The 26,386-nt window shown below is 69.2% G+C and carries 13 protein-coding genes and 3 tRNA genes; 8 read left to right on the plus strand and 8 right to left on the minus strand.

What is annotated here, in order from left to right; all coding sequences use genetic code 11:
* Positions 1–46: 46 nt before the first annotated feature.
* The 4 genes from J5J86_RS21475 to J5J86_RS21490 form a co-directional block, all read right to left on the minus strand.
* Positions 47–898, minus strand: a complete 852-nt coding sequence (locus tag J5J86_RS21475) for an iron-siderophore ABC transporter substrate-binding protein (protein WP_209101962.1) — start codon at positions 896–898, stop codon at positions 47–49.
* 90 nt (positions 899–988) lie between these two features.
* Positions 989–3,295 carry a TonB-dependent siderophore receptor gene (locus J5J86_RS21480; RefSeq protein WP_209101963.1) on the minus strand — a complete coding sequence of 769 codons (2,307 nt, stop codon included), beginning with the start codon at positions 3,293–3,295 and terminating at the stop codon, positions 989–991.
* A 232-nt stretch (positions 3,296–3,527) separates the two neighbouring features.
* Positions 3,528–4,427, minus strand: a complete 900-nt coding sequence (locus tag J5J86_RS21485) for a FecR family protein (RefSeq protein WP_209101965.1) — start codon at positions 4,425–4,427, stop codon at positions 3,528–3,530.
* 155 nt (positions 4,428–4,582) lie between these two features.
* Positions 4,583–5,137: a sigma-70 family RNA polymerase sigma factor gene (locus J5J86_RS21490; RefSeq protein WP_209101966.1), complete on the minus strand. Its 555-nt coding sequence runs from the start codon at positions 5,135–5,137 to the stop codon at positions 4,583–4,585.
* Between the two features lie 269 nt (positions 5,138–5,406).
* Here J5J86_RS21490 and J5J86_RS21495 point away from each other — a divergent pair, with 269 nt between their 5' ends.
* The gene (locus J5J86_RS21495; protein WP_209101968.1) at positions 5,407–5,550 is read left to right on the plus strand and encodes a hypothetical protein; all 144 of its coding nucleotides are present in this window, start codon (positions 5,407–5,409) and stop codon (positions 5,548–5,550) included.
* A 10-nt stretch (positions 5,551–5,560) separates the two neighbouring features.
* On the opposite strand, the gene J5J86_RS21500 is transcribed toward J5J86_RS21495, so the two are convergent.
* Both J5J86_RS21500 and J5J86_RS21505 read right to left on the minus strand, forming a co-directional pair.
* A tRNA-Gly gene (locus J5J86_RS21500) sits at positions 5,561–5,634 on the minus strand.
* Between the two features lie 92 nt (positions 5,635–5,726).
* Positions 5,727–5,811 (minus strand) — tRNA-Tyr (locus tag J5J86_RS21505).
* 281 nt (positions 5,812–6,092) lie between these two features.
* Here J5J86_RS21505 and rlmB point away from each other — a divergent pair.
* Together rlmB and J5J86_RS21515 are read left to right on the plus strand one after the other, a co-directional pair.
* The gene (gene rlmB / locus J5J86_RS21510; protein WP_209105492.1) at positions 6,093–6,935 is read left to right on the plus strand and encodes a 23S rRNA (guanosine(2251)-2'-O)-methyltransferase RlmB; all 843 of its coding nucleotides are present in this window, start codon (positions 6,093–6,095) and stop codon (positions 6,933–6,935) included.
* A gap of 321 nt (positions 6,936–7,256) precedes the next feature.
* The gene (locus J5J86_RS21515; RefSeq protein ID WP_209101969.1) at positions 7,257–8,927 is read left to right on the plus strand and encodes an MFS transporter; all 1,671 of its coding nucleotides are present in this window, start codon (positions 7,257–7,259) and stop codon (positions 8,925–8,927) included.
* Positions 8,928–9,161: 234 nt separating this feature from the next.
* Here J5J86_RS21515 and J5J86_RS21520 read toward each other — a convergent pair whose 3' ends face one another.
* Positions 9,162–9,770 carry a hypothetical protein gene (locus J5J86_RS21520; protein WP_209101971.1) on the minus strand — a complete coding sequence of 203 codons (609 nt, stop codon included), beginning with the start codon at positions 9,768–9,770 and terminating at the stop codon, positions 9,162–9,164.
* A gap of 509 nt (positions 9,771–10,279) precedes the next feature.
* On the opposite strand from J5J86_RS21520, the gene J5J86_RS21525 reads away from it, so the two are divergent.
* The 5 genes from J5J86_RS21525 (at position 10,280) to J5J86_RS21545 (ending at position 15,539) form a co-directional block, all read left to right on the plus strand.
* Positions 10,280–10,354 (plus strand) — tRNA-Thr (locus J5J86_RS21525).
* Between the two features lie 446 nt (positions 10,355–10,800).
* Complete coding sequence (locus tag J5J86_RS21530; RefSeq protein WP_209101973.1) at positions 10,801–12,825, plus strand: sensor histidine kinase; 2,025 nt, start codon at positions 10,801–10,803, stop codon at positions 12,823–12,825.
* An 11-nt stretch (positions 12,826–12,836) separates the two neighbouring features.
* Complete coding sequence (locus J5J86_RS21535; RefSeq protein ID WP_209101974.1) at positions 12,837–13,553, plus strand: response regulator transcription factor; 717 nt, start codon at positions 12,837–12,839, stop codon at positions 13,551–13,553.
* Positions 13,554–13,679: 126 nt separating this feature from the next.
* Positions 13,680–14,975, plus strand: a complete 1,296-nt coding sequence (locus J5J86_RS21540; protein WP_209101976.1) for a hypothetical protein — start codon at positions 13,680–13,682, stop codon at positions 14,973–14,975.
* Positions 14,976–15,113: 138 nt separating this feature from the next.
* The gene (locus tag J5J86_RS21545) at positions 15,114–15,539 is read left to right on the plus strand and encodes an acyl-CoA thioesterase (RefSeq protein ID WP_209101977.1); all 426 of its coding nucleotides are present in this window, start codon (positions 15,114–15,116) and stop codon (positions 15,537–15,539) included.
* Positions 15,540–15,561: 22 nt separating this feature from the next.
* Here the strand turns inward: J5J86_RS21545 and J5J86_RS21550 are convergent, their stop codons facing one another.
* Positions 15,562–26,340, minus strand: coding sequence for an autotransporter outer membrane beta-barrel domain-containing protein (locus J5J86_RS21550; RefSeq protein ID WP_209101979.1), 10,779 nt, complete (start codon positions 26,338–26,340; stop codon positions 15,562–15,564).
* Positions 26,341–26,386 lie beyond the last annotated feature (46 nt).

Genomic DNA, 26,386 nt, shown 5'->3' on the forward strand with positions numbered 1-26,386 from the left:
ACCGGCGCCGGCCCACGCAGGCGAGGTCTTCCGTATGACGGGGACGTCAACCATTCGCGCCCCTTTCCAGCCCCGCTGCGAGCGCCTCTGCGAAGCGGGTGGCGCTGGGCAGGGCGCCGAAGCCCCACACGCCCCTGATCCGTACCACACGCCCCGCTCGGACCGCCGGCAGCAGTCCAAAGAGGTCGCCGGCAAGCAGGTCGCGGGCGGCGGGCGCACCGGCAGGATCGATCAGCACCAGGCGCGCCTCAGGATCATCGGCGAGCCGTTCGATGCCGACCCGCGTGCCACCCCACAGCAAATCGGGAGCGCCCCGCCACGCATTTTGGAGCCCGAGACGCAAAAGCACGGCCTGAAACAGACTGCCCGTCGAGAACAGGCTGATGATGTTGCCGTCGAGGATTTGGGCAAGATAAAGCGGCCTTCCGTCATAGCTGGCGAGCCGCGTCCGGGCGTCTTCAATCTTTCGATCGCAGGCGGTGATGAGGCCTTCGGCCCGATCGGCACACGAGAGGAGGCCGCCAATGTGCCGCGTGGCGGCCCCGGCATTGGCATAGGCGTCGTCCTTGCCGGTAAAAATGGTGACACTGTCGACCCGAGCGGCCCGTTCAAGGCTCCGGCGCAGGTGCTGTTGCCAGGCCTGGATCAGGATCAGGTCTGGCGCCAGCGCCACCAGCGCCTCCATGCTCGGTGCGCCCTGGAGCCCAACGTCGGCGACACCCCTCGGCGTCGCCGGCTGCGTGATCAAGGCATTGTAGCCCGGGATCTCGGCCGCTCCGACCGGCCGTACGCCCATGGCGTAAAGCGTCTCGGCGACACCCCAGTTGAGCGCCACCACCGGCCGGTCGATCCAGGCTTCGGCGCGGGCTGCGCATGGCATCAGCAGGCCGCCGCCCATCGCCATCAGCGCTTGGCGGCGGTCCATCATTCCCGCGCGAGGCGGGGGAACCGGTGCCGGATCGGACCGTCTCGCGCGCATGGGGTGGACTCACCACCTGTAGGTGATGGAGCCAACGACCGTCCGCCTGAGGCCGTAATAGCAGAAATAGACGCTGTCACAGGTGGCGACATAGGTGGTGTCGAGCAGGTTCTTGGCGTTCAGCGCGAACCGCCAATTGTCCCTGTCGTAATGGATCGCGGCGTCCCACAGCAGGTTCGCGGGCAAGGCGAGCGTATTGGCATTGTCGCCGAAACGTTCGCCCACATAGCGGAAGCCAGCACCGACCCCGAGGCCCCGGAAATCCCCGTCCTGGAGGGTCTTGTCGAGCCAGAGGCTCGCCATGTTGGCGGGCACGTCCTTCGGCACGTTGCCGACATTGCCAAGGCCGTCGGCGGTGATCTCCGCATCGTTATAGGTATAGGCGGCGACCAGTTTCAGCCCCGCGCCAAGATTGCCCACCGCCGAGGCCTCGATGCCCCGGATGCGCACCGCGCCGATCTGCGCGACATTGTAGGGATTGCTCGGGGTCGGAGACAAAGTCGTCAAGTTGTTCTGTTCAAGGTTGAAGGCAGCCAGCGTCAGGAAGATCTGCGATCCTGGCGGCTGATACTTGACGCCAACCTCGTACTGGGTCCCGGTGGTCGGCACCAACGGAGCGCCGTTTGAATCGACGCCGATGACCGGCTGGAACGAGGTCGAATAGCTGACATAAGGCGCGATGCCATTGTCGAACTCGTAGACAAGGCCGGCGCGCCAGGTGAAGGCGGAATCGTCCTGGCGAAGCGTGGTGGCGGCCAGCATGTCGGTGGTGTCGGTCTGCGCCCAGTCCTGCCGTCCGCCCACCGTCAGGGTCCAGCGGTTCCACTTGATCTGGTCCTGGGCATAGAGGCCGGTCTGGTTCAGCGTGTCGCTGGTGGCGAAATCCACCGCCGGCAAGGTGTAGGGCTGACCATAGACCGGGAACAACACATTGAGCGGCGAGGCAGAGCCGTCCTGCTCGACCCAGGTGTCGTGGGAGTGGAAGTAGTCGAGACCCACCAGCAATTTGTGAGCAAGGCCAAAGGTCTGGAACTCGGCCTGCGCCTGGTTGTCCACGGCGAAATTCTGCTGGTCAGCGTTGGCGGCCAGGGTCCAGCGGTTGAGCTCCAGCGGATTGCCGGCCACATAGCCGGCAGTGCCGATCTGCTGCACCTGTACGCTCGCATCGGAGTAACGCAGGTTCTGGCGCACGGTCCATATGTCGTTGAAGCGGTGCTCGAAATTGTAGCCGATGGAATAGCTGCTGCGCTCGATCTTGTTCAGATCGGGCTCGCCGGTGAAAAGGCTCGTCGAAATCTTGCCGAACGAAGCGGGATAGAGCGTTCCGAGGGCCGGCAGGTTCTGAGCGAGCACGCCGTCGTTGGAATGGCCGACATTGGCGAGAATGGTGAGGGTGGTGTTGTCGTCCGGGGCGAACGTCACGGACGGGGCGAAGAAGTAGCGTTCGGTGTTGACCTGGTCGACCTGCGTCTCGCTGTTGCGATAAAGACCAGTGAAACGGTAAAGCACCGTCCCGTCCTTGTTGGCCGGGCCGCCGAAGTCGGCCGCGACCTGTCCGCCCGCCGGCCACAGGCCGTCCACCTCGATTTCGCCGAAGGCGGTTTCGGTGGGGCGCTTCGACACCGCGGCCACGATGCCGCCGGGAATGTTTTGTCCGTAGAGCACCGACGAGGGGCCGCGCAGCACTTCGATGCGCTCAAGTGCATAGGGATCGACGTAGGGGGAAAGCAGCGTGTAGCGGCTGATGGTCGGCAGGCCGTCGAGGAACGGCATGCTGCCCTGGAAGCCGCGGATCATGAAGCGGTCGAACCTGAGGTCGGTGCCGCCATATTCTTCGGCAAGGACGCCGGGCGTATACCGCAGGGCTTCGCCGACGGTCTGTGTCGCCTGGCTCTTCATCTGGTCCTGCGTGACCACGGAGATCGACTGCGGGATCTCGATCAGCGGCGTGTCGGTCTTGGAACCCGTGAGGGTCTGCGTGGCGAGGAAGCCGACGCCAGGCCCGATCGGCGATTGCGCGTCCGCCTGGACTTCGACGGGATCGAGCGCGATTGCGCCGCCGGAAAATCCGGCACCGCCGTCCGCGGAGGCGCCCGGGCGGGCGACGACGAGAGTTCTGCCGGACAGGTGCGCGACCAGCCCGGTACCCACGAGCATCCGCTCTGCGCCCGCTTCGGCCGTCATGGTACCGGACACACCTTGCGTGGTCAGGTTCGCCGCAACCGAAGGAATGTAGCTGACCTGGACACCTGCCTGCCGCCCGAATGCCACAAGGGCGGCCGTGACGCTGCCCGCCGGAATGGAGAAGGAGATCATCCGGCCCGCCGTCGCTGTCGCTGTCGCCGTCGGAGACTGTGCCCATGCGCTTGCGCATGTCGCCACCGATAGCGCCGCTGATGCAGCAATGGCGCATCGCCGGGCCCTGCTGTGCTTTGAACCCATTCCCCCGTCCCCGTCGCATCGCGGATGGCATGCGCCCCGTGGCGCGTGCTCCTGTGAATGCTCGACGGATCAGGGCGCGGAATTTCTCCTGCCCCGTGGAAAAAAATCAGATGCTCGAGAGCACGGTGAGCCAGGGGGAGATGTGCCGGACCTTGCCACCATAGGGCTTGACCACCGCTTCCAGGGCTGCGTCCGGGTCGTTGAGGTCAAACAGGCCGCTCACCGGCGCTGACGCAAGGCCGGGATCCGCGATGAGCACACGCCCGCGGTGCCAGCGGGCAATCTGGGCCACGACATTTTCGATCGTGTCCTGGTCGGCGGTGACGAGGTTTTGCCGCCATGCCCCCACCTGCGCCGGATCCCCGCGCCCGCGCCGCACGGAGTGGTTGCCGGTCTCCACCGAGAGCCAGTCGCCGGCCCCCAGCGTCCCCCACGTGGCGGCGCCGTCGAGCGCGATCCCCACGCGTCCTTCCTCGACGGCCGCGCGGCTGACGCCCGCATTGCGCGCCACCTCGAAACGCGTGCCGACGGCCGTTGCGGTGAGGCCGACGGTGGCGACGACGAAGGGGCGGGCCGAATCCTTCGCCACGTTGCACATGATCATTCCCTCCAAGAGCGTGATCCGGCGCTCCGAAGGGGCGAGCGTCACCGCGATCGCGCTGTCCGGCCCGAGGGACAGGAGGCTGCCATCGGCAAGCTGGACCGCGCGGACTTCGGCAACGCCCGTGATAATGTCCGCGCGCCATCCCCGCCACAGCCGTGGACCCGACAGCGCCCCCACGCCCAGCAATGCCATGAGGCCGAGCCCCAGCGTGACCTGACGACGGTTGACACGCCCGTGCCGCTGCCGGCGGTCGGCGCCGACCGCGACGCCGGTGACGCGGAACACACGCTTGGCTTCGTCCCAGGCCGCGCGGTGCTCACTGCTGAGGGAACAGAACCGCCGGATCGCCGCGCGCGCCGCCTCGTCGTCCGGCCGTTCGTGCCAGACCAGCAGCAGCGCCATCGCTTCGGTCCAGAGGTCGTCATTTTCCCCAGACATTAAGGCACCCGCAGCAGCATCTTTGAGGAGGCGCGGCGGCTGAGACCGTCAAGACGCCCACCTCTCCTTATCAACGACGATCGATCCGGGGAAATTTCTCATGCCGTGCTGAACCGGCGTCACTCGATCCCGGCGGCGCGCAGTCCGTCGCGGATTCGGCGATAGCCGTCCATCACCAGCCGGCCGGCATGAGCGGTCGAGATCGAGAGTTCCACCGCGATCTGGGCCAGCGTCATCTCGCCAAGACGGTGCATCTGGAAGGCGCGCTGGGTTCGCTCCGGCATGGCGGCGAGGATTTTCAGGGTCTGAACCAGCGCGTCCCTATCGGCCACGACGGTCTCCGGGGAGGGGCTGGCATCGGCCAGATCGAAGATGGCCGCCTCCTCCAGGCTCGACATCCGGGCCTCCCGCCGGCGATGATCGAGAGCGAGATTTTGCGCGATACGTGTGAGGTAGGCGACCTGGTCCCGGATGGACGCGTCCGGCTCCTTGCCGATCAGGGTGACGAAGCTGTCGTGCACGAGGTCTTCGGCCGTCGAGCTGTTTCGGACGATCCGCTGGATGACGCGCGCAAGCTGCCCTTTCTCAGAGAGATAAAGTCCGGCCATGTTGCTTGCGCGGGTCATCGCGACGCTGCTCGTGAACGTTGTTTCCAGGGGATGTCCAAGCAGCATGGACACAGATCCACACCAAAGCAACGCCTATAGTTTTTAATTCCTACAGTTCGAGATAGTTGATGGTTCGATCGAGGGCTCCGCGATCGGCATGCTTCGATTTTCCTGCTAACTTAACCTGGAGCTTTATCTCGTTTCAAAGCGCGCCCCGTTTTTGAGGTCCATTCCGTCGATTGTCGGGTCGGAAGCCGCCGTTCAGCTGGCGGCCCCTGCGCGCTTGGGGCCCACGACGTTTCTCAATCGGCCAAACAAGGCCAAGGAGAACTCACATGGGCCATTCTCAATTTGACGATGCGAGCCGCGAGCGCGCAGCTTGGAATGCTGGAAAGCTGGTCCGCACCCAGCGTCCGCTCACCCAGAAACAGATCTGGGCCATTCGATTTTTCCTTGATCGCGAAAGACGCATTCCCTGAGGCAGGAAATTGGAGCGGGTGAAGGGAATCGAACCCTCGTATTCAGCTTGGAAGGCTGCTGCTCTACCATTGAGCTACACCCGCGCACCAACCGGGCCGTTCCGGGCGGCAGGCCGAGGGGCGGGTTTACTCCCTGACCCCTGCGGACGGCACAGCCGGATCTTCCGGACGACGGGTGGTGGAGGGGGTTGGATTTGAACCAACGTAGGCAGAGCCAACGGATTTACAGTCCGTCCCCTTTAACCACTCGGGCACCCCTCCACATCTGGGCCCGTCATCCGCGCTGGCCCAAGGGTCAGCCCGACTGCTTCGGAAGCGGCGTCAACCGGCTCCCGAGGCCCGGTTTTATGTGAGGGCGCCCCCCACAAGTCAACCCAAAATCTAACGGCTTTTTCCGCGCCTGTGGATGGCCACGGACGAAGCCCCAGCCGACCGCGCCCGGCGGGGGTGGCGCCACGCCCGTGGACAGCGCACGGCCGGCTTCGCCGTCTTTGCCGCCTTTGCCCTTGCGCGCGGGCGCGCGCTCTGACAAAGCCATGGCCATGTCCGACCGGCCGAGCCGCCCCCCGCACCGCCCCGCCTCCAACCGCCCGTTCGGCGGCCAGGGGGGCAACCGCCCGTTCCCACCGCGCCGCCCCAAGGGCGGGCCGGCCCCTGCCTGGGAGGGCGACGAGGATGTGGCCCTGCTCTATGGCTGGCATACGGTGTCGGAGGCGCTGGCCAATCCCAAGCGGCGATTCCGCAAGATCATGGCCACCGAGAATGCGGTGAACCGTCTGGCCGAAGAGGGCCTGAAGCTGCCCATCGCGCCGGAAATCGTGCGCCCCTCGCAGATCGACAAGCTGCTGGGGCCGGACGCGGTTCACCAGGGCCTTCTCGTGCAGGCGGAGCACCTGCCCTCCCCGCGCCTGAGGGACGTGGCCAAGTCCGATCTCGTCCTGGTGCTGGACCAGATCACCGATCCACACAATGTGGGCGCCATCGTGCGCTCGGCGGCCGCCTTCGCGGTGGGCGCCATCGTCACCACCGCCCGCCACAGCCCGCCGGCCACCGGCGTTCTGGCGAAAAGCGCCTCCGGCGGCCTGGAGCATGTGCCCTTCTGCCTGGTGACCAACCTCGCCCGGGCGCTGACCGAGCTGAAGGACAACGGCATGCTGGTGGTGGGCCTCGACAGCGAGGGCCCGGCGGACCTGGAGGACACGCCCTTGCGCGCGCCGCTCGCCTTGGTGCTGGGCGCCGAGGGCAAGGGGCTGCGCCAGCTCACCCGCGAGACCTGCGACGTGCTCGCCCGCATCGACCTGCCGGGGGTCATCAAGTCGCTCAACGTCTCCAATGCGGCGGCCCTGTCGCTGGGTATGGCGCGGCGGCAGCTGAAGCGCGGATAAGACGCCCTTCGCCGCACCGCACACCTTGCCAGCCAAGGCTTTCGGCAGCGCAAATACGGTGCGATGACTTAGACCATTGACCAATCGCGCGCCTGCCGAAGGTCAGGCATGCTCTCCTCATTGCGCACCACCTCGTCCGGACATGCCCGCGCGCCAAATGACGCGGGCGAAGACGATGCGCAGGAGGAAATGCCAAAGCTGAGGCGCGCCTTCGCGTGCCGCAGAACCCTTGCGTTCACCCTCCCGCACATCCGTTCCGGTCCTCGAGGCCGCGCACCCGCCCCGCTGGCGGGGTTTCGTTTGATGCTGGGAGGAAAGCTCATGTCAGTAACGACCGCACCGGCCGCGGCGTCCGGGCCAATGACGAAGGAGGAGCGGAAGGTTATTATCGCCTCCTCCGCCGGCACCGTCTTCGAGTGGTACGACTTCTACCTTGCCGGTTCGCTGGCGGCCAACATCGCCGCCACCTTCGTGCCGGGCACCAATGACACCGCCAAGTTCATCTTCGTGCTGTTCGGCTTTGCCGCCGGCTTCGCGGTCCGTCCCTTCGGCGCGCTGGTGTTCGGGCGCCTGGGCGACCTCATCGGCCGCAAATACACCTTCCTGGTCACCATGGTGATCATGGGCATCTCGACCTTCCTGGTCGGCATCCTGCCCGGCTTCGACAGCATCGGCTATCTCGCCCCCACCGCCTTCATCATCTGCCGCCTGCTCCAGGGCCTGGCGCTCGGCGGCGAATATGGCGGCGCGGCGACCTATGTGGCCGAGCACGCCCCCCATGGCCGGCGCGGCTTCTACACCTCCTGGATCCAGACCACCGCCACGGTGGGCCTGTTCCTGTCGCTGCTGGTGATCCTCACCCTGCGCCTGTCCATGACGCCGGAAGCCTTCGCCGCCTATGGCTGGCGCATCCCCTTCCTGCTCTCCATCATCCTTTTGGGCTTCTCCATCTGGATCCGCCTGCAACTGAGCGAATCGCCCGCCTTCCAGCGCATGAAGGAAGAGGGCACCCGCTCCAAGGCGCCGCTGAAGGAGGCCTTCGGCACCTGGTCCAACGCCAAGATCGCCCTCGTCGCGCTGCTCGGCGGCACCGCCGGCCAGGCCGTGGTGTGGTATACGGGCCAGTTCTACGCCCTGTTCTTCCTCACCCAGACCCTGAAGGTGGACGGCACGACGGCGAACCTGCTCATCGCCTTCTCGCTGCTCATCGGCACGCCCTTCTTCATCTTCTTCGGCTGGCTGTCGGACAAGGTGGGCCGCAAGCCCATCCTGCTGCTCGGCTGCTTCATCGCGGCGGCCACCTACTTCCCGCTCTTCACCATGATCGCCACCACGGCCAATCCCAAGCTCATCGCGGCGACGGAGAACGTGAAGATCGTGGTCAGCGCGGATCCGGCCACCTGCGGCACCCTGTTCGACCCGGTGGGCGTGCGCGTCTTCACCCGGCCGTGCGATGTCTACCGCCGGACGCTCGCCACCAACTCCATGCATTATGAGCTGGTGCCCGGCCCCGCCGGTTCCGCCCTCAGCGCCACGGTCAACGGCACCGCCGTGACGATCCCGGACACCGACAAGACCGGTGCCTCCATCGTCGCCGCTGCCCAGGCCGCCGGCTATCCGAAGGCGGGCGACGCCTCCATCCTGAAGCAGCCCACCATTGGCGGCGTGCTGACCGATGGGCGCTCCCTGAAGGTGATCGGCCTGCTCTTCATCCTGGTCCTCTACGTGACCATGGTGTACGGCCCCATCGCCGCCCTGCTGGTGGAACTCTTCCCCACCCGCATCCGCTACACCGGCATGTCGCTGCCCTACCACATCGGCAACGGCTGGTTCGGTGGCTTCCTGCCCCCCACCGCCTTCGCCATCGTGGCCGCCACCGGCAACATCTTCGCCGGCCTCTGGTACCCGATCGTGGTGGCCTGCGTCACCATCGTCGTCGGCCTCTTGTTCCTCCCGGAAACCAAGAACCGCAATCTCGACGACTGGCACTGAGCCTTGGCCGGCGGCCTCGCGCCGCCGGCTCGCATCCTGCGCATGCGGGGATCGCCCGGCCTGCCCTGCAGGCCGGGCGATTTGCGTTTCAACACGCGGCCGTGGCCGGGAAAGGTGCATACGGCGGCGCCCGGCAGCAGGCGTGAGCGGCGCGCGTCCAGGTTCGCGGGAAAGAGCGAGCGTGAGGCGAAGCGACAGAGCGCTTCGGCATGTGACGAGAACCGCTTGACCGCGTTATTGCTGCTGGACGCAGCGCCGTCCCTTCAGCGGCTCCACCTTCAAGGTGGCAAAGCTGAACAGCGACTTCTCCTCGATCGCCGCCGAGCCGGTGGCCTTCATGAATTTCGCATAGCCGGGACAGTTCTTCGCCGTGGGCTTTTCCGCAATCTCCCGCCAGAAGGTGAGGCCCTTCTCGTCGGTGGAGAAATCATCGGTCTCGCAGCCCGAGGTGGGATCGCACTGACCCTGGATGGAATAGCCGCCCGAGAACAGTTCCTTGCCCTCCGGCACCTGGTAGATCACCAGCGCGCGGTCCGGCCCCGTCCCGGCATCCAGGATCAGGACGTTCCGGGTGAGTCGGATATAAGAGAGGGCATCCATCGGGCCGTTGCCGATCACCACGTCGCCCGGCCGCTCCTCAAGGGCGCAGTCGGCCTTCATGTCCTTGGTGCTGGGACGGATCTGGAATCTCGTCCCCACATCCTCCGATTTGCCGCTGGAGATGACCGTGGCCACATCATTGCGGATGCAAGTCGTCACGGTCGGGCTGGCGACATAGGCGCTCGCCGGCGCGGCCCAGACGGCCGACAGAAGACCAAGGCTGAGGCCGATGTGCAGTTTCATCGCGGATGCTCCCGTGGCTGCCCCTGGCGCGAGAAGCGACGCATTCCTCAAGATGAACAATTGCGTCACGGCCCCACGGGGCATTTCAGATCAGTCTATTTCAGATTCCCCGCCTTTTTCAGCGACAAATATCCCCCAGGCATAGAGTATTTCGTTTCGTACTCTTTCAGATGACCTGAAATGGTCTCGCATGGCCGCACTTATGCACGGCGGACGCATCCGTCCCCGCCCTGGTCTTGCGCACCGCCTCGCCGGAAGGCCCCCGACGCGTACACCGAACGCGGACAAGGAGCATGGGCGAAGCCCCGTCCAGGCCGCAGCTGCGCACCCCCTCGCGCCACCGCGTGGCTGCGAATCGCAGACCCGTCCGCCGCTCCGCCGAGGCACGGCACTGCGGGGAGGTTGACGAACGCCCTCCGGTCGCGGAATAGATGCCGGGCGCAGATGCGAACCGGCGGCGGAGCCGCCGCGCGCTTCTGCGTCGACCAGGCAACGCTCCTGGTGTGTGGGCCGGCTTAGCACAGCGGTAGTGCAGCGGTTTTGTAAACCGAAGGTCGGGGGTTCGATCCCCTCAGCCGGCACCATCCCTCCCCTTCCGCAGCGAAGCGTCACCCGCGGAACGCGGAGTGTGGCAGCATTTTACTTCCCGCCGGATCGCGTTTTCTCCGCATTCTTACGGAGTATTTCGTTGACGCACCCTCCGTGGGGGTGTGAGAAACCCTGAGCGGCGTTTCTCGACCGCATTTCGTCAAACTTTTTTTTTGGCCGTGCAGTCGATCTTGGCGTCTTCGGCACGGTACCCAGCGGGGAGAGTTGCGGCCCGCTCGTCACCTTCCACCATGGCCCCAGGCCTGCGCCACAGCGGGTGCCATTGTCTGACCGTGGGACAAGGTTCGAAGCTGTGCGAGGACATGACGGGCATGAGCGGACCAAGGATGGGCAACCTCCGCCACGACGCTCTGGGCGATCCGGCAATGGGCAGGTCCCGCCCGCCCCGCGCCGCCTGCTCCTTCCCATTCTCGCCTGCGCCATGCTGGCGCTCCTCGTCCTCGCGGCGCTCCTGCCCAGTCAACGGGCGGCGGCGGCCGAGCATGGTGTGCTCGCCTTGCCGTCCAACGTGCTGGAAGTGCCCGCCAAAGGCCACCTGGAGGCGTTGTACGACCCGACCGGCGCGCTGAGCTTTGAGGAGGTGCGCGCCCAGGGGGGCCGCTTTGCCGCCCTGCCCGGCAATTTCAACGCCAGCTACGTGCCCAAGGGGGCCTGGTGGGTGCGGCTGCGGCTCGCCCCCGAGCCCGGCGCCAACGGCCAATGGTGGCTGGTGATCACCGCCCCCTACACCGACCATATCGCCGTCTATGCGCCCGACCAGGACGCAGACGGCACCTTGATGCGCAACCGCCACAAGGAAAGCGGCGCCATGGTGCCGGCGCGCGAGCGCGACCTGTTCACCTTCACGAACGTGGTGCGGCTTCAGGTCCCTGCGGGGGAAACCTCCGAGATTTATCTGCGCCTGTCCGGCAACCGGGCACTGAATGCCCAGCTCACGCTCTGGCGGCTGCCGGAACTGGCGCGGCACCTCACCTTGTCGGTGCTCACCTTCTCGCTCGGCGTCGGCGCTGCCATCATCACCTCCATCGGCACGCTGGTGATGGCCGCCTGGCTCAGAGCCCCCCAGTTCGGCTGGTACGGCGCCTATGTGGGCGCCGTGTCGCTGGTGTTCCTGGGCAATGGCGGCTTCGGGCAGGTGCTGCTGAGCAGCTGGGACCCGGGCGACGTGATCCGCCTGCAGAACATGGTGGGCTGCTTCTCCGTCCTGGCGGGGGCCTTCATGGTGCGCGGGCTGTTCCGCACCCGGGAGGGGGCGCGCATCATTGATGCCCTACTCAAGGCGCTCGGCCTCTTCTCGGCCCTGTGCGTGGTCGCCTCGGCCTTCGGCTACTACAAGGTGGTGGCGCCTTACCTGATGCTGGGCATCCTGGGCCTCGCGCTGGTCTCGCCCTGGCTTGCCCTCCAGCAGGTGCGCCACCGGGAGCCGGCGGGCCTATGGTATTTCGTCGGCTTCACCTCCTATTGCGCGGCCACCATCTGGTTTTCCCTGGTGGTGCTCGGCGTCGCGCCGCTCACAGATTTCCTCGGCTGGGGCTACCAGACCGCCGGCTTCCTGCACATGGCGGCGATCTTTGCCGGCCTTGCGTCCTCCATGCGGGCGGGCTCGCGGGCGCGGCGACGGCTGGAGAGCCAATTGCTGGCGCTGTCGCGCAGCAATGAGCGGCAGCTGGAGTTCGCCGTCGCCGAGCGCACGGCCGCCCTCAACGAGGAGGTCGAGGGCCGCCGGCGCGCCGAGGATGCCTTGCAGCGGGCACTCAAGGAGCAGCGCAACTTCCTGGTCATGGTGAGCCACGAATTCCGCACCCCCCTGTCCACCATGCGCCTGGCGGTGACGGTGATGGAGCGGGGCCTCGGCACCGGGATGAGCGCCCTGCGGCGGGAAGTGGACAAGGTGGGCCGCGCCGTCACGCGCCTGTCCAACCTCATCGATACGTTCCTGGCCGACGAATGGCTGGAGCATTCCGCCATGATGCTCCAGCACCGCCCCGTCGACATGGGTGCGCTCGTCGCCGATGTGGTCCACGACCAGGGATCGCAGGCGCCCGGCCGCGTCTTCCTCGGCCCGTGCCCGCAGACCGTGATTGAGGGCGATGCCGTGCTGCTGCGCACCGTGCTCGACAATCTGGTGGGCAATGCCCTCAAGCACACGGACGGCCCCGTCACCGCCAGCCTCGCGCCGGCGGACGATGGCGTGTTGATCGAGGTGGCCGACCGCGGGCGCGGCGTGCCGGAAGCGGAACGGGAAGAGATCTTCGAGCGATATTACAGGTCACCCAGCACGGTGACCCGACCGGGAACGGGCATCGGCCTGTATCTCGCCCGCCTCATCGTCGAGCAGCACGCCGGCTGGATCAAGGTGGGCGACCGAAGCGAAGGCGGAAGCGTCTTCAAGGTCTGGCTGCCGCGCCAACCCGGGCTGGACCGGCCAACGGCGCGCGAGGGGTGAGGGAGGAGGTCATGTCGGTTCATGTGCTCATCGTCGAGGATGACAGCGACCTCCGGGACAGTCTGGACTCCCTCCTGACCTCGTCGGGCTTCAAGGTCCGCGCGCTGCGCGACGCGCGCTATATCGAGCGCGAGCTGACCAGCTTTCCGGCCGACGTGGTGCTGCTGGACGTGAACCTGCCGGGCCTGGACGGGTTCGAGGCAGCCGTGCACCTCAAGGAGCGCCCGGGTGTCGGCATCATCATGCTCACCGGCCGCACCCGCCGGGAGGACCGGATCCAGGGCCTGTCCGTGGGCGCGGACCATTATGTGACCAAGCCCGTGGATCCGCAGGAGCTTGAGCTGCTCATCCGCAATCTCGCCCGCCGCCTCAACGGCCCGCGGGAGACGGCGCCGGCCGAGCGGGCGGGCCCCGGGCGGTGGGTGTTCCTCACCGCGCGCTGGACGCTCATCGCCCCCGGCGGGGCATCGGTACCGCTGTCCGCCGCCGAGCACCACCTCTTGAACAAGCTCACCGAGCGAGCGGGAGAGCCTGTCGCGCGGACCGCCCTGATCTCGGACGTGCGGCGGCCCTCGGAGGATACGCTGGGGCGCGGGCTCGACCTCATCGTCTTCCGCCTGCGCCGCAAGGTTCAGACCGAGACCGGGGAGGCGCTGCCCGTCGCCTCCGCCCGCAGCATCGGCTACGTCTTCACCGGCCCGGTGACACGGGACGCCGATCTGCCCTGACCGGACGCCCGTGCTCCGTCCGCTTCGGGCGCACAGGCCACTAGGCCCTCTCCGGTCAGCGGCGACTTGACCCAAGGTCGCCCTCTGCGGCACCAAAGACGGGCCTTTTCTTTCCACGAGGTGCCTGTGTCCCACCCGGCCGTCGCCGCCGCCGTTCCGGCCGCACCCGATCCCGCCGACGTTCGGGCGCTGGCGTGGGGCATGGTGGTGCTGGCGGCCACCTTCATCTTCGCGCGCACGCCGCACATCCTCATGGATGGACGCCTGTTCGCCGAGGAAGGCGTGATCTATTTCCGCGACGCCGTGGCCGGCAGCTGGTGGGATGCCCTGCTGGCGCCGCGGGTGGGCTACTATTCCGCCTTCAACAAATTGGCCGCGCTCGCCGCCAGCGTCGTGCCGCTGGAGGGGGCGGCGCGCGTCACCACATGGTGCGCCCTGGCGGTGCAGCTTTCCGTGGTCTGGATCGTCGCCCGCTCCGACGCCTTCGGCCCGCTCTGGGGACGGGCGCTCGCGGCGCTTGTCCCGATCGTCGCCGTGCCGAGTGCCGAGGTGTGGCTCAACACCATCAACAGCCAGTTTCATCTCGCGGTGGGCACCGCGGTGCTGCTGGCGACCGGCCGCGCCGCCCTGCCCTCGGCCGTCCGGTTGGCCTTCCTGCTGCTGGCGGGGGCGACCGGACCGGTTTCGGTGGCGCTGGCCCCCCTGTTCGCGCTGAAAGCCCTGCGCTCCCGCACCGGGCAGGACATGAGGGAGGCTGCCCTTTTATGCGCGCTGGCGCTCGTCCAGGCCGTGCTGATGATCCGCGTGCTGGCGGAGGGCGAGCGCGGCGGTGGCCTCTCGGTCCTTGCGATGCTCAGCGCCATCGGCGTCAAGAATCTGGCCCTGCCCTGGCTTGGAGACGCCGCCGGCGAGGTGGGAGCGGTGCTCCTCGCCGGATCCCGCCTTGCGAAGGCGCTGGCAGCCGCCGGCCTCGCGGCGTTTGCCGCTTTGCTCGCGGTGACGGTGCTGCGCACCCCCGCCTCCCGCTGGCTTGCCGCGGCAGCGCTGCTGGTCGCCCTCGTCTCCTATGCCGGTGCGCTGGGCAAGGACCCGTGGATCCTGCTCATTCCCGCCGCCGCCGGTCGCTATGCCTATGCTCCGAACGCCCTGATGGGGCTCGCTCTCATAGCCGCCATGGCGGGGATGGCGGAGAGGCGCCGCGCATGGCGGCCGCTCCGCCCGGTGGCGGGCGTGTTGGCCCTCTGGATGCTGGCCTGCGGCTTCTTTCAATATTGGAACGTGGAGCCCTTCTTCAGCGGCCCGTCCTGGCGCGCCGAGGTGACGGCGTGGCGGGCGGATCCGGCGCGGGAGCGCTTGGCATTATGGCCGCCGCCCTGGTTCCTCCCCTTGCCCCATCCCGCACCCGCCGCGCCGCCGCGCTGATGCGGGCCGCGCCAAGGCTGCGCCTAAGACCGCGCCCGCCGGATTGATAAGGCAGCCTTGCTTACGCGCTTGCGGGTTGGCGTTCCGGCGGATAGGAGTTGAGCCGTCGCCGGTCGGGAACCGGCTCCGGGGAGAGATATGCGCGATCTGACGCTCGAGGATTTTCCGGTCCGCTCCTACGACAAGCTGCGCTATCGCGACACCGACCGGCAGGGCCATGTGAACAACGCGGTCTTCTCCACCTTCCTGGAGACCGGCCGCACCGAGCTTTTCTATGGCCAGGGCGGCTCCATTGCGGGGGAAGGCGGCTCCTTCGTGCTGGCGCGCCTGCTGATGGAGTATCGCGCCGAGGTGCTCTGGCCGGGCGAGATCTGGATCGGCACGGGCGTGCTCAGCGTCGGCCGCAGCTCGGTGCAGATGCGCCAGGTGCTGTTCCAGAACGGCAAACGCGTCGCCAATGCGGACACCGTGATGGTGCGGGTGGACAATGCCACCCGCCGCTCATCGCCCCTTTCGGAAGACGCCGTCGCGCGCCTCACCGCCTTCCTGCTGCCGCAGGACTGACGGGGACCCCAAGGTCCCCGCCTCAGAAGTGGATGGCAAAGCGCGCCATGCCCAACTGCGAGGAATAGTTGGCTCCGGCGCTCAGGCTGTATTCCAGCTTCAGCTCCAGATTCTGCTTGGTGAGCGCCTGGAGGCCCAGGTCGAAATTGCCGAGCACGCTCGGCAGCGGCGTGGTGGTGGTGAAGGGCAGCGTGCCGGCGGGGGCGGACAGGAAGCTCGACGTGCCGGTCCAGCCATCGCTTGTGGCGAAGGACGCGCCGAGCGTCATGTAGGGCCGCAGCACGGTGCCGTCGGAGAGGTCGATACGGCCACCGAACTCCACCGCCGGCGTCACCACGAACGTGGTCTGGCTTGCCCCGTTCACCTGCAGCTCGGCCCCGGTGAAGCCCTGCTCGCTATAGCCGGGGGCGTTCACATGGATGAGGTCGAGATCCACCATGGGCCGCGCATACCAATTGGCAAAGGCGAACTCATAGGCGGCGCGTAGGCGCCCGGTGGCATTCATCACATTGGCGTTGCTGGTGGGCGCGCCGCCCAGGGTCCAGATGGTGCGGGTGTTGTCGTAGCTCATCCAGCCCAGATCCACCGCCGCCGCGAACATCCACGGCCCCACCTGCCGCTTCAGCGCAAGGCCCACATCCACCCCGCTGCCGTCCGAGGACAAGGAGGAATTGGAGCTGGACAGCCAACTCTGCTGGTAGGCCGCCGAGAGGGCGATGAAGGTGTCGGTGGCGATTTCGCTCTGGACGCCCGCCTGGAAAGTCAGGCTGTCGGCCGTATAGCCGGTCACCTGGTCGGTGGTCGCCTGGGTGGTGCGCCCGGCGATGATCCGCGTCCAGGCGCAGCGGTCCTCCTGCAGCTGGGTGCTCGTTTCGATGAAGACCGGGCACGACAAGGTGCGGTTCAGGAAGGCCCGGCTGTCATTCAGCCGCAGCGCCGCCCCGGTCTGGAGCAATTGGGGGGTCAGCTGGCCGAGGGCATATTGATAGGCCGGCAGGTCGGACAGGCCGATCAGTGAGGAGAAGGCATTCGTCATGCCCGAGGAACCGCCCAGGTTCCACGCCTGCTGCAAGGCCCCGCCCACCGCCGCCTCGTTGGCGCTGAGCGGCAGGCCGAAGGGCACGAAATGGGCGACGGGAGACACCGAGACCGAGGTCGGCGTCGTGGTCATGTCCCAGCTATAGGCGAAGCCGGAATTGGTGGTGGTGGCGGTGTTGGTGACGGAGGCCGCCTCCAGGATGGTGTAGCTGGTATTGGGCGCGATGGTGCGCGGGCGCGGATCGATGCGCCCTGACAGCACCGCCGCATCGGTCACGCCCAGCAGATCGTGGGTCAGCGTGCGGGCATCCAAGTCCGCCTGGTAGATGCCATCGGAGACGAACTGGCCGAGAAGCCCCGTTTTCGCCAGCACGCCGAGGCCGCCGGGATTGACGGTGCCGGAGTTCTGCAGCGCGAGGGTGGTGCCGGCGGACAGGGTGGTGAGCAGGGTCGCGCCCACGCTCTCCGGCCCCATGCGCACATATTCGCCCGAATTGAAGACGCCCCCCTTCTGCACGACGAAGCTGTTGGCGCCCTCACCCAGATCCACGCTGCCGGACAGCACACCGGCCACCGTGATGGCGTCGGAGGCCGCACCACCCTGGATGGCCAGCCCCGACAGGCTGGACACGTGCCCGCCCGCCGCGATGGTGACCACATTGTCGAGGCCCCCGGACAGGATGATGGAGGCGATCCCCGTGCCGCCCTGGACGGTGCCGCCCTTCTCCACGGTCACGGTGATGGTGTTGTTGCCCGAGGCGCCGTAGCTCTGGGCGAAGATGGCGGGCGAGCCGGCGCCGGAGGCGGTGACGAGGCCTGAGACGTTCACATTGACGGCGCCGCCCGTGCCCGACCCGCCGGCGGTGCCGAAGCCCACATTGACCGCGCTATTCGACGTCCCCGCAAGGCCGCCGCCGCCGCCGATGGACTGGGCGATGATGGCCGCCGCATTGGCGCCGGTGGTCTGCGCCTTGCCGGACACGTCGACGGTCACCGTGCCGCCATTGCCGGACCCGCCGCCCGAGCCGGCAATGCCGTCGTCGAGGGAGAAGACTGCGCTCGCCGCGCTGCCGCCGATGCCGCCGCCGCCGCCCACCGACTGGGCGAAGATGGCCGCCGCACCGGAGCCGGCGGTGACCACGGCGCCCGCCACCGTGGCCGTCACGGCGCCACCATCATTGCCCGTGCCGCCCGAGCCGCCGAAGGCCACCGCGCCGGTGCCGTCGGAGGCCGCCGCACCCGCAATGCCGCCGCCGCCGCCGATGGATTGCAGCAGGAGGCCGTGGGAATTGGTGCCGCGGGTGGAGACGGTGCCGCTCTCGCCCACCGTCACCTGGACGTTGCCGCCATAGGCACCCGTGCCGCCCGAGCCGCCCAGCGTCACCGCCGCCGAATGGCTGCCGGACGAATTCGACGTGCTGGTGGCCGCAACGCCGCCGCCGCCGCCAATGGATTGCGCCAGCACGCCGGCCGACGTGTCGCCGCTGGTGGCTACCAGCCCCTTCACCGTGGCGGTGACGGCGCCGCCGGTGCCGCCGGCCCCGCCCGAGCTGCCCAGGGTCAAGGTGGCCGACACCTCGCCCGTGCCCGCATCCGCCCCGACGCTGGAGGCCCGCCCGCCGCCGCCGCCGATGGATTGCAGGACGATGCCGTTGGCGGCATCGCCCGTGGTGATGATGCGTCCGGACTGGGTGAGCGTCACCCCCTCGCCATTGCCGCCGGAGCCGCCGGACGCACCCAGCGTGAAGCCCACAGTGATGGTGTTGCTGTCGCCCGACGCCCGGCTGTTGGCCGCTGCCGTCGTGCCGCCGCCGCCGCCAATGGACTGGAGGAGCAGGCCATCGGAACCCGCGCCGGTGGTCTGGACCAGGGCATTCACGGTCACCGTGACTGAACCGCCGTTGCCGCCGGACCCGCCCGAGCCGCCAATGTCGACCGAGAGGCTCGCGGTGCCGCCGCTATCGCCGCTGGACGAGGAGGACAGGCTTGCCTTGCCGCCGCCGCCGCCAATGGACTGGGCGAGCAGGCCGGCGGAATCGTGGCCGGAGGTGGAGATGATGCTGGACAGGCTGGTGCCGAAATCCACCAGCACCGAGCCGCCATAGCCGCCCGTCCCGCCGCCGCCGCCCACGGCGGCGGACAGGGAGAAGCTGTTGCCGCCCTTGCCATCCGCGTCCGCCTTGCCGGCGCCGCCCACACCACCGCCGCCGCCCACCGACTGGGCCACCACCGCGTCCGCCATGGCGCCGGTGGTGATGATCTGCTGGGCCGAACGGCCATAGACATAGACATTGCCGCCATGGCCGCCGCTGCCGCCGCCCCCGCCAATGACCGCGCCCAGGGCCACCTGACCGGAGGTGGCATTCTGGGCGCTGCCGGCAAAGCCGCCGCCGCCGCCGATGGACTGGGCGAGGATGGCGCTGGCGCCGAGACCCGTGGTGGTGATGTCGCCGCTATTGGTGACGGTGACCTTCTCGCCATCACCCCCGCCAGCGCCCGAACCGGCAAGAGAGAGACCGATGGCCGCCGTGCCGCCGGTGCCGCTGTCGCCGGTCACGGCCGCGCTGCCGCCGCCCCCGCCGATGGACTGGGCGAGCAGGCCGTGGCCGAAGCTGCCGCTGGTGGCAAGGTCGCCCGCATTGGTGAGGCTCACCGTGCCGCCATTGCCGGCGGTGCCGCCCGAGCCACCCAGGCTCGCAGAGAGATTGAGCTTGGCCGTCTTGCCGGAGGCGGTGGAGGTGGTGGCCACCGCATTGCCGCCGCCCCCGCCGATGGATTGCACCACGATGGCGCTCGCATGGTCGCCGTTGGTCTGGACGGTACCGTAATTGTTGACGGTGGCCGTCCCCCCGCCGCCGCCGGTGCCCCCCGTGCCGCCGATGGACGCGGAAATGTTGGCCGCGTCGCTGCCGCCGGTGGTGGAGGAACTTGCGCCGCCCTTGCCGCCGCCGCCGCCAATGGACTGCGCCACCAGGCCGTTGGCGCCGACGCCGCTCGTATAGATGGAGAAGGCGGAGCCTGGCGCGGAGGCGCTGCCATTGGCGATGGTGGCACCACCACCCGCGCCCCCCATGCCGCCCGATCCACCAATCCCCACCGAAACCGCGACACCGCTGCCGCCGGCGCCGTCCGCCTTGCCGGAGCCCGCGCCCGCCGTGCCGCCGCCCCCGCCGATGGACTGCACCAGCACCGCATCGGCGGCATAGCCGGTGGTGCTGATCCGCGCGATGGCGGTGGTGGCCAGGGTGGCGGTCGCCGCCCCGCCATTGGAGGCCGAGCCCCCCGCCCCGCCCACGGCGCCGCCGATGGCGAACTGGGCGAGGGCCGCATTGTCGGCACTGCCCGCCGTGCCGCCGCCGCCGCCAATGGACTGCACCAGCACGGCGGTGGCGTTCTGGCCCTGGGTGAAGACGCTGCCGGACAGAGTGGCGGTCGCCGCCTCGCCATCATTGCCGCTGCCGCCGGAGCCGGCGAGCGTGAAGGTGACGCCCACCTTGCCGCCATTGGCCGCCCCGCCTACCGCGCTGGAGGCGCCCCCGCCACCGCCGATGGACTGGACGAGCACGCCATAGCTGGAGACGCCCAGCGTCTGGATGCTGGCGCCGGACGTGACGGTGGCTGCGCCGCCCGTATTGCCCGATCCGCCCGTCCCGCCAATGCCCACCATGACCGAGGCATCCGCCTTGGTGCCGGTCGCCGCCGCATGGGTGGAGAGCGCCAGCCCGCCGCCCCCGCCGATGGATTGGGCGATGAGGCCGGCCGCGTGGTCGCCCATTGTCAGGATGGTGCCGTCGGTCCAGGTGATCGTCGCCGCCCCGCCCGTGCCGCCGGTGCCGCCCGAACCGCCCACGCCGAGCGAGATTTCGGCGATGCTGGAGGCCCCCGTATCGGCCGCCGTGGAGGAGGCCGCCGCGCCCTTGCCGCCGCCGCCGCCGATGGACTGGGCCACCACCCCATTGGCGCCGGTGCCGGAGGTGGAGATGTTCACGCCCTTGGTGGTGGCGCCGCCATTGGTGACAGTGACCGTGCTGCCAGAGCCGCCCGAGCCGCCGCCGCCGCCCACCGCCACCGCGAGGCTCACCGCCTGGCCGCCGGCGCCGTCCGCCTTGCCGGTGCCCGTGCCGCCCGTGCCGCCGCCCCCGCCGATGGACTGGGTGAGCACCGCGTCCGCCCCCTGACCCGTGGTGACGAGGCTGCCGAAGCTCGTATTGTTAAAGGCAACGGTCACGGTGCCGCCATTGCCGCCCGCCCCGCCGGTGCCGCCCATGGCGCCGCCCAGGGCGATCTTGGAGGAGGACGAATTGGTGGCGCTGCCGGCATTGCCGCCGCCGCCGCCGATGGACTGGGCGAGCACGCCGGTGCCGTTCTGGCCGCCGGTCTGGAGACTGCCGGTGGAGGTCACGGCGACCGTGCCGCCATTGCCGCCCGTGCCGCCACTGCCGGCCAAAGTGAAGGTGATAGCCGCCGACTTGCCGGACCCGGTCGCCGCCGAGGCCCCTACGGACCCGCCTCCCCCGCCCACGGACTGGGCGAGAATGGCATTGGCGTGATCGCCGGAGACGATGATGGTGCCGGAATTGACGACCGACACTGCCCCGCCCTGCGAGCCCGCGCCCCCCTCGCCGCCGAGGCTGGCGCCGATGGCATAGCTGCCGCCATCGCCCTTGCTGGTGGACGAGCCGCCCTTGCCGCCACCGCCACCGATGGACTGGGCGAGAATGCCGTTGGCGCTGGCGCCTTCGGTGCCGATGCCGGCCGAATTGGTGACCTGGACCGTGCCGCCATAGGAGCCGGACCCGCCCGCCCCGCCCAGTGCCAGGGTGGCGGAAATGGAATCCTGGCCCTTGCTATGGCTGTCCGCACCCGCCGAGCCCCCGACGCCGCCGCCCCCGCCCACCGACTGGGCAAGGATGCCGTCGGAGAGTTCGCCGGCGGTGTGGATGGTGCCGGAGGTGGTCACATAGACAGTGCCGCCCTGCTCGCCACTGCCTGCGGTGAGCGAAATGGCCGCGCCCAGGCTGATCTTGGAGGTGGTGGCCGAATTGCTGTTGCCGGCAATGCCGCCGCCGCCGCCCACCGACTGGGCGATGAGGGCCGGGGCATCCTTGCCCTTGGTGGAGAGCGTGCCTTCCGACGTCACGAACACCGCGCCGCCATAACCGCCCGATCCGCCCGACGCGCCGAGCGTTAAGGTCAGCGCCGCCTTGCCGCCGGAGGCCGAGCCCGCCGCCGTGCCGCCCTTGCCGCCGCCCCCGCCAATGGACTGGGCCACGATGGCGGAGGAATGGTCCCCGGTGGTGGTGATGGAGGGCGCCGCGCCGGTTCCGGTGGCCACGTTGTTCACCGTCACCGTGCCGCCATAGCCCCCCGATCCGCCGGCGCCGCCCAGCGTCGCGGTCAGCGAGAAGCTGCCATTGGAATTGGGCAGGTCCTTGTCGTTCTGCGTCTTGCCCGAGGCCGAGCCGCCCGCGCCGCCACCGCCGCCGATGGACTGGGCGAGGATGCCGTCCGCATCGCCCCCCGTGGTCGTGATGGTGCCCGAATTGCCCACCACCACCACGCCGCCATGGCCGCCGCCGCCGGCCGTGCCTCCGAGCGCTACGCTCGCATTGACGGTGCCGTTATAGGAATTGGAGGTGCCGCCCCCCGCCACGCCGCCGCCCCCGCCCACCGACTGGGCGAGGATGCCACGCGCGCTGGCGCCCTCGGTGCGGATGGCGCCGTAATTGCCAGCCACCACCGCGCCGCCGGAACTGGCCAGCCCGCCCGCGCCGCCCAGGGAGAGGCTCACCGAAACCGAATCGGCCAAGGTCAGCGCATCGGCCGAGGAGGCACCAACGCCGCCCGCGCCACCGCCGCCGCCGATGGACTGGACGATCACCGCATCAGCGAAATTGCCGGTGGTGGTCACATGGCCATAGGTGAGGACGGCCGCCGTGCCGCCCGCCCCGCCGCCCGCACCCGAGCCGCCGAGCGCCGCGCTCACGGACAGCGAGAAGCCGTTGGAGGCGGAGATGCCGAGCGCCGAGGCGTCGCCGCCTGCGCCGCCGCCGCCGCCGATGGACTGGACCAGGATGCCGGTCGCGCCCGCGCCCGCGGTGGTGACGGTGCCGGTGCTGGTCACGCTGGCGCTGCCCGCCTTGCTGCCGCTGCCGCCCGACCCGCCGATGGCCGCCGTGACGGTGACCGAGGCGTCCACCCCCGCGGAGGCCGCCTCGGCCGCCGAGGAGCCGCCATTGCCGCCGCCGCCGCCGATGGACTGGGCGAGAATGCCGATGGAATCCGTGCCGCCGGTGGTGATGGTTCCAGCATTGCTGACGCTCACCGCCTCGCCGGTGCCGCCATTGCCACCGGATCCGCCCACGGACACAGCGGCCGCGCCGAAGACGCCGGCGCTCCTGGAAATGGCCGCGCCACCAGACCCGCCGCCGCCACCGATGGATTGGGCAAGAACACCCGAGGACCGCGCGCCGGTGGTCACGATCCCCGCCGCATTGACGACGGTGACCGTGCCGGCATCGCCACCGGACCCGCCCGTCCCGCCAATGGTGAAGGCGACGCCCTCCAGCGTATTCGCCGTGGCGCTGCCGCCCGCGCCGCCGCCGCCGCCCACCGATTGGGCGAGGAGCGCGGTGGAGTAGGCGCCGGTGGTCTTGACCGTTACCGTGGTGGCGGTGGCGCCGGAATTGCTCACATAGACGTCGCCGCCTGCCCCGCCCGTGCCCCCGCCGCCGCCAATGGCCGCGGAGATGCCGACCCCGGCGGAAATCGCGCCGCCGCCACGCCCGCCACCGCCGCCGATGGACTGCGCCACGATGCCAAGCGCGTTGAGGTTGCCGGTGGTGACGAGATTGGAATTATAGACCTTCACCACCCCCGCATTGCCGCCCGCGGCGCCCTGCCCGCCCAGCGAGACAATGCCGCCCGCGCCGCCGCCATTGCCGCCGCCGCCGCCGACGGACTGGACCAGAATGCCGTCCGAATAGGTGCCGCGGGTGGTGAGGGTGCCGGAATTGCGGACGAGGGCGAGATCGCTGGTGCCGGTGCCGGATGTGCCGCCGGTCGCAGCCGAGCCGCCCACTGCGATCTGGCCGGTGCCCAGGATCAGGCTGCCGCCGCCGCCGCCCACCGACTGCACGAGCATGCCATGGGCATAATTGCCATAGGTGTTGACCGCTCCTGAATTGAGCGCCGTGGCGCCGCCCGCATTGCCGCTGGCCGCGCCATTGCCGCCCATGGACGCGAAGCCGCCGGCCGCATCGCCGCCATTGCCGCCGCCGCCGGCCACCGACTGCACCACGATGCCGATGCCGCCATTGCCGCGCGTGGTGACGCTGGCCGCCGACTTTACATAGACGTAACCCGAAGACCCGCCCGGCCCCGCATTGCCGCCGGAGGTCGAGACGAAGCCGCCATAGACGCTCGCCCCCGCCGCTCCAACGCCGCCGAGGCTCTGGGCCAGAATGCCGTTGGAGGCATAGCCGGAGGCCGAGAGGGTCGCGCCACTGGCGATCTGGACATTGACCACCTTGCCGGAGGCCGCCGACCCGCCTTGCCCGCCCGAGCCGCCCGAGAGATTCCAGGCATTATTGGCAGTGGCGCCGCTACCACCATTGCCGCCATTGGCCTGCACCAGCACCACCGGCGCGTTGGAGCCTGTGGTGGAAAGCTGGGCGCCGGCCTGCACGGAGAGGCTGGCCACGCCGCTGGTGCCGCCCGTTCCGCCATTGCCGCCCGTGGCGCTCCATCCGCCGCCGATCCAGGGCTTGGCCACGTAGCCGTCGCCGCCATTGCCGCCATTGGCATAGACGGCCACCGCCTGGGCATTGGGGCCGCCGGTCGCGGTGATGATTGTGTTCGCGGCGATGGTGACGGTGGCGGTGCCGCCCGTGCCGCCCGTGCCGCCATTGCCACCCCAGGCGCTGGCCTGACCGGCATAGCCATAGCCGCCCCGGCCGCCGACGCCGCCGGTGGCCTTCGCCTCGACACCGGTACTGACGCCGTTGATGGTGCCGGACACGGTGATGCTGACACTGCCGCCATTGCCGCCAGCGCCGCCATTGCCGCCGGTGGCGTTGCCGAAGGTGGCGTCGCCCTCGCCTCCGATACCGCCCGCCCCGCCATAGGACACGGCCCGAACGCCCGTGATCGAGGAGGAGATCGTCACGCCGGAGAGCTGCAAGGTGACGGCACCGCCGGTTCCGCCGACGCCGCCAGCGCCGCCATTGGCTGCGGCATTGGATTCGCCCTTGCCGCCCGTGCCGCCCGCCCCGCCATTTGCGAACACGCTCACGCCGTCGCCACTGGTGGCGGTAATCACCGTGGCGGTGATGGTCGCGCCCACGGTGCCGGCATTGCCGCCGGCCCCGCCAATGCCGCCCGTCGGCTCGACGGTGTGGCTGTAGGCATAGCCGCCGGTGCCGCCAGCGCCGCCGCTGGAGGTCAGGAGAATGGCCGCGCCGTTGGTGGCGGTGACGCTGCTGTTGTTCTGGCCCGCCGTTCCGGTAAGGGTGAGCTGCACCTGCCCGCCAGTGCCGCCCGCGCCACCATTGGCCTGATTGGCCCCCGCGGTCCAGGTTACGGCGCCGCCGGCCACGCCCCCCGCGCCGCCCGCAGAGGTGATGACGATGCCTGGGCCGTTGGTGGCGCTGACGGTGCTTTGCGAGATGTTCAATCCGGCATAGGCGCCGTTGCCACCGGTGCCGCCGAGGCCGCCATACGGGCTGACGAAATGGTTGTGCGCATACCCACCGGCGCCGCCCGCGCCTCCGGATGCGACAATGCTGATGCCGTAGCCGGTGCCGGAAACGGTGGATTGGGACACGCTTGCATAGGTGTGGTGCGCATTGCCGCCGGTGCCGCCCTGGCCTGCGGTCGAACTGTACCAGGAGGCATACGCCTTCCCGCCTACGCCGCCAGCCCCACCCGCGGACTGGATCGAAATGGCTCCTGAATTGCTCGTCGTTCCGCCGGTCACCGTGGAAGAGGAAACGGACAAGCTGGTCCAGTTGCCGTAGCCGCCCTGCCCGCCCTGGTATCCGAGCGCGCTGCCTGTCAAGGCGGCTGGCACTTCGATGCCGGTATCCGTCCCGGCCTTGCCCGCCGTGCCGCCGGTGCCGCCAGCGGAGGAGATCAGGATGCCTGCCTGGCCTGCGCTGAGGCTGGAGGAGGAGACTGTCAGCTTGGCCGCGCCGGCATTTCCCCCCGCGCCGGCAAGGCCGCCATAGCCGTTGTCGATGCCGCTATAGCCGTACCCGCCGCCCCCGCCTGCGCCGCCCGCAGACTGGGCGGTAATCGCGATCCCGCTCACGTTGGCCGTCACGCTGGCCACCGACAGATTGCTGAGATAACCGCCCCAGCCACCGGCGCCGCCCGGACCACCCGTCCCGTTGTTGGAACCGCCGCCGCCCGTGGTGCCGGAACCGCCGGCACCGCCGGCGCCACCCGTGACGGACATCAGCAGGGCATAGGAGCCGGTCACGGAGCCGGTCACGCTCGCCGTATAGGTCTGCAGGGACTGGCCTGCACCTCCAGGACCACCATGGGCGTCATCGTGAATGTAGTTTTCCGAAGACCCCGTCCCGCCCGCGGCACCGGTGACCTGGCGCGCATATGGCAGAGACTGGGCGCGGGCTTGCGGGGGCAAAGCGACGCCCGCGCCTGCCAGGAAGGCCAGGCCGGCCAGCGTGCCCGAAAGTGCGGTTGAAAGCCTCAGCCGGGCCGTGGAGGCACCATAGACGCTGCCGGATGCAGCATGTCGCACGGGCATTTTTCGTGCCCCGTCACGCTCGCGAGCGATCTGATCGGCC

The organism is Aquabacter sp. L1I39, from assembly GCF_017742835.1.
GTDB lineage: Bacteria > Pseudomonadota > Alphaproteobacteria > Rhizobiales > Xanthobacteraceae > L1I39.

What these genes read in the sequence shown, in the direction of transcription:
- J5J86_RS21480 (WP_209101963.1), bottom strand. Translation starts at nt 3,295, where the DNA reads ATGATCTCCTTCTCCATTCCGGCGGGCAGCGTCACGGCCGCCCTTGTG.
- J5J86_RS21485 (WP_209101965.1), bottom strand. Translation starts at nt 4,427, where the DNA reads ATGGCGCTGCTGCTGGTCTGGCACGAACGGCCGGACGACGAGGCGGCG.
- J5J86_RS21535 (WP_209101974.1), top strand. Translation starts at nt 12,837, where the DNA reads ATGTCGGTTCATGTGCTCATCGTCGAGGATGACAGCGACCTCCGGGAC.
- J5J86_RS21475 (WP_209101962.1), bottom strand. Translation starts at nt 898, where the DNA reads ATGGGCGGCGGCCTGCTGATGCCATGCGCAGCCCGCGCCGAAGCCTGG.
- J5J86_RS21495 (WP_209101968.1), top strand. Translation starts at nt 5,407, where the DNA reads ATGGGCCATTCTCAATTTGACGATGCGAGCCGCGAGCGCGCAGCTTGG.
- J5J86_RS21520 (WP_209101971.1), bottom strand. Translation starts at nt 9,770, where the DNA reads ATGAAACTGCACATCGGCCTCAGCCTTGGTCTTCTGTCGGCCGTCTGG.
- J5J86_RS21545 (WP_209101977.1), top strand. Translation starts at nt 15,114, where the DNA reads ATGCGCGATCTGACGCTCGAGGATTTTCCGGTCCGCTCCTACGACAAG.
- J5J86_RS21490 (WP_209101966.1), bottom strand. Translation starts at nt 5,137, where the DNA reads ATGCTGCTTGGACATCCCCTGGAAACAACGTTCACGAGCAGCGTCGCG.
- J5J86_RS21530 (WP_209101973.1), top strand. Translation starts at nt 10,801, where the DNA reads ATGCTGGCGCTCCTCGTCCTCGCGGCGCTCCTGCCCAGTCAACGGGCG.
- J5J86_RS21515 (WP_209101969.1), top strand. Translation starts at nt 7,257, where the DNA reads ATGTCAGTAACGACCGCACCGGCCGCGGCGTCCGGGCCAATGACGAAG.
- rlmB (WP_209105492.1), top strand. Translation starts at nt 6,093, where the DNA reads ATGTCCGACCGGCCGAGCCGCCCCCCGCACCGCCCCGCCTCCAACCGC.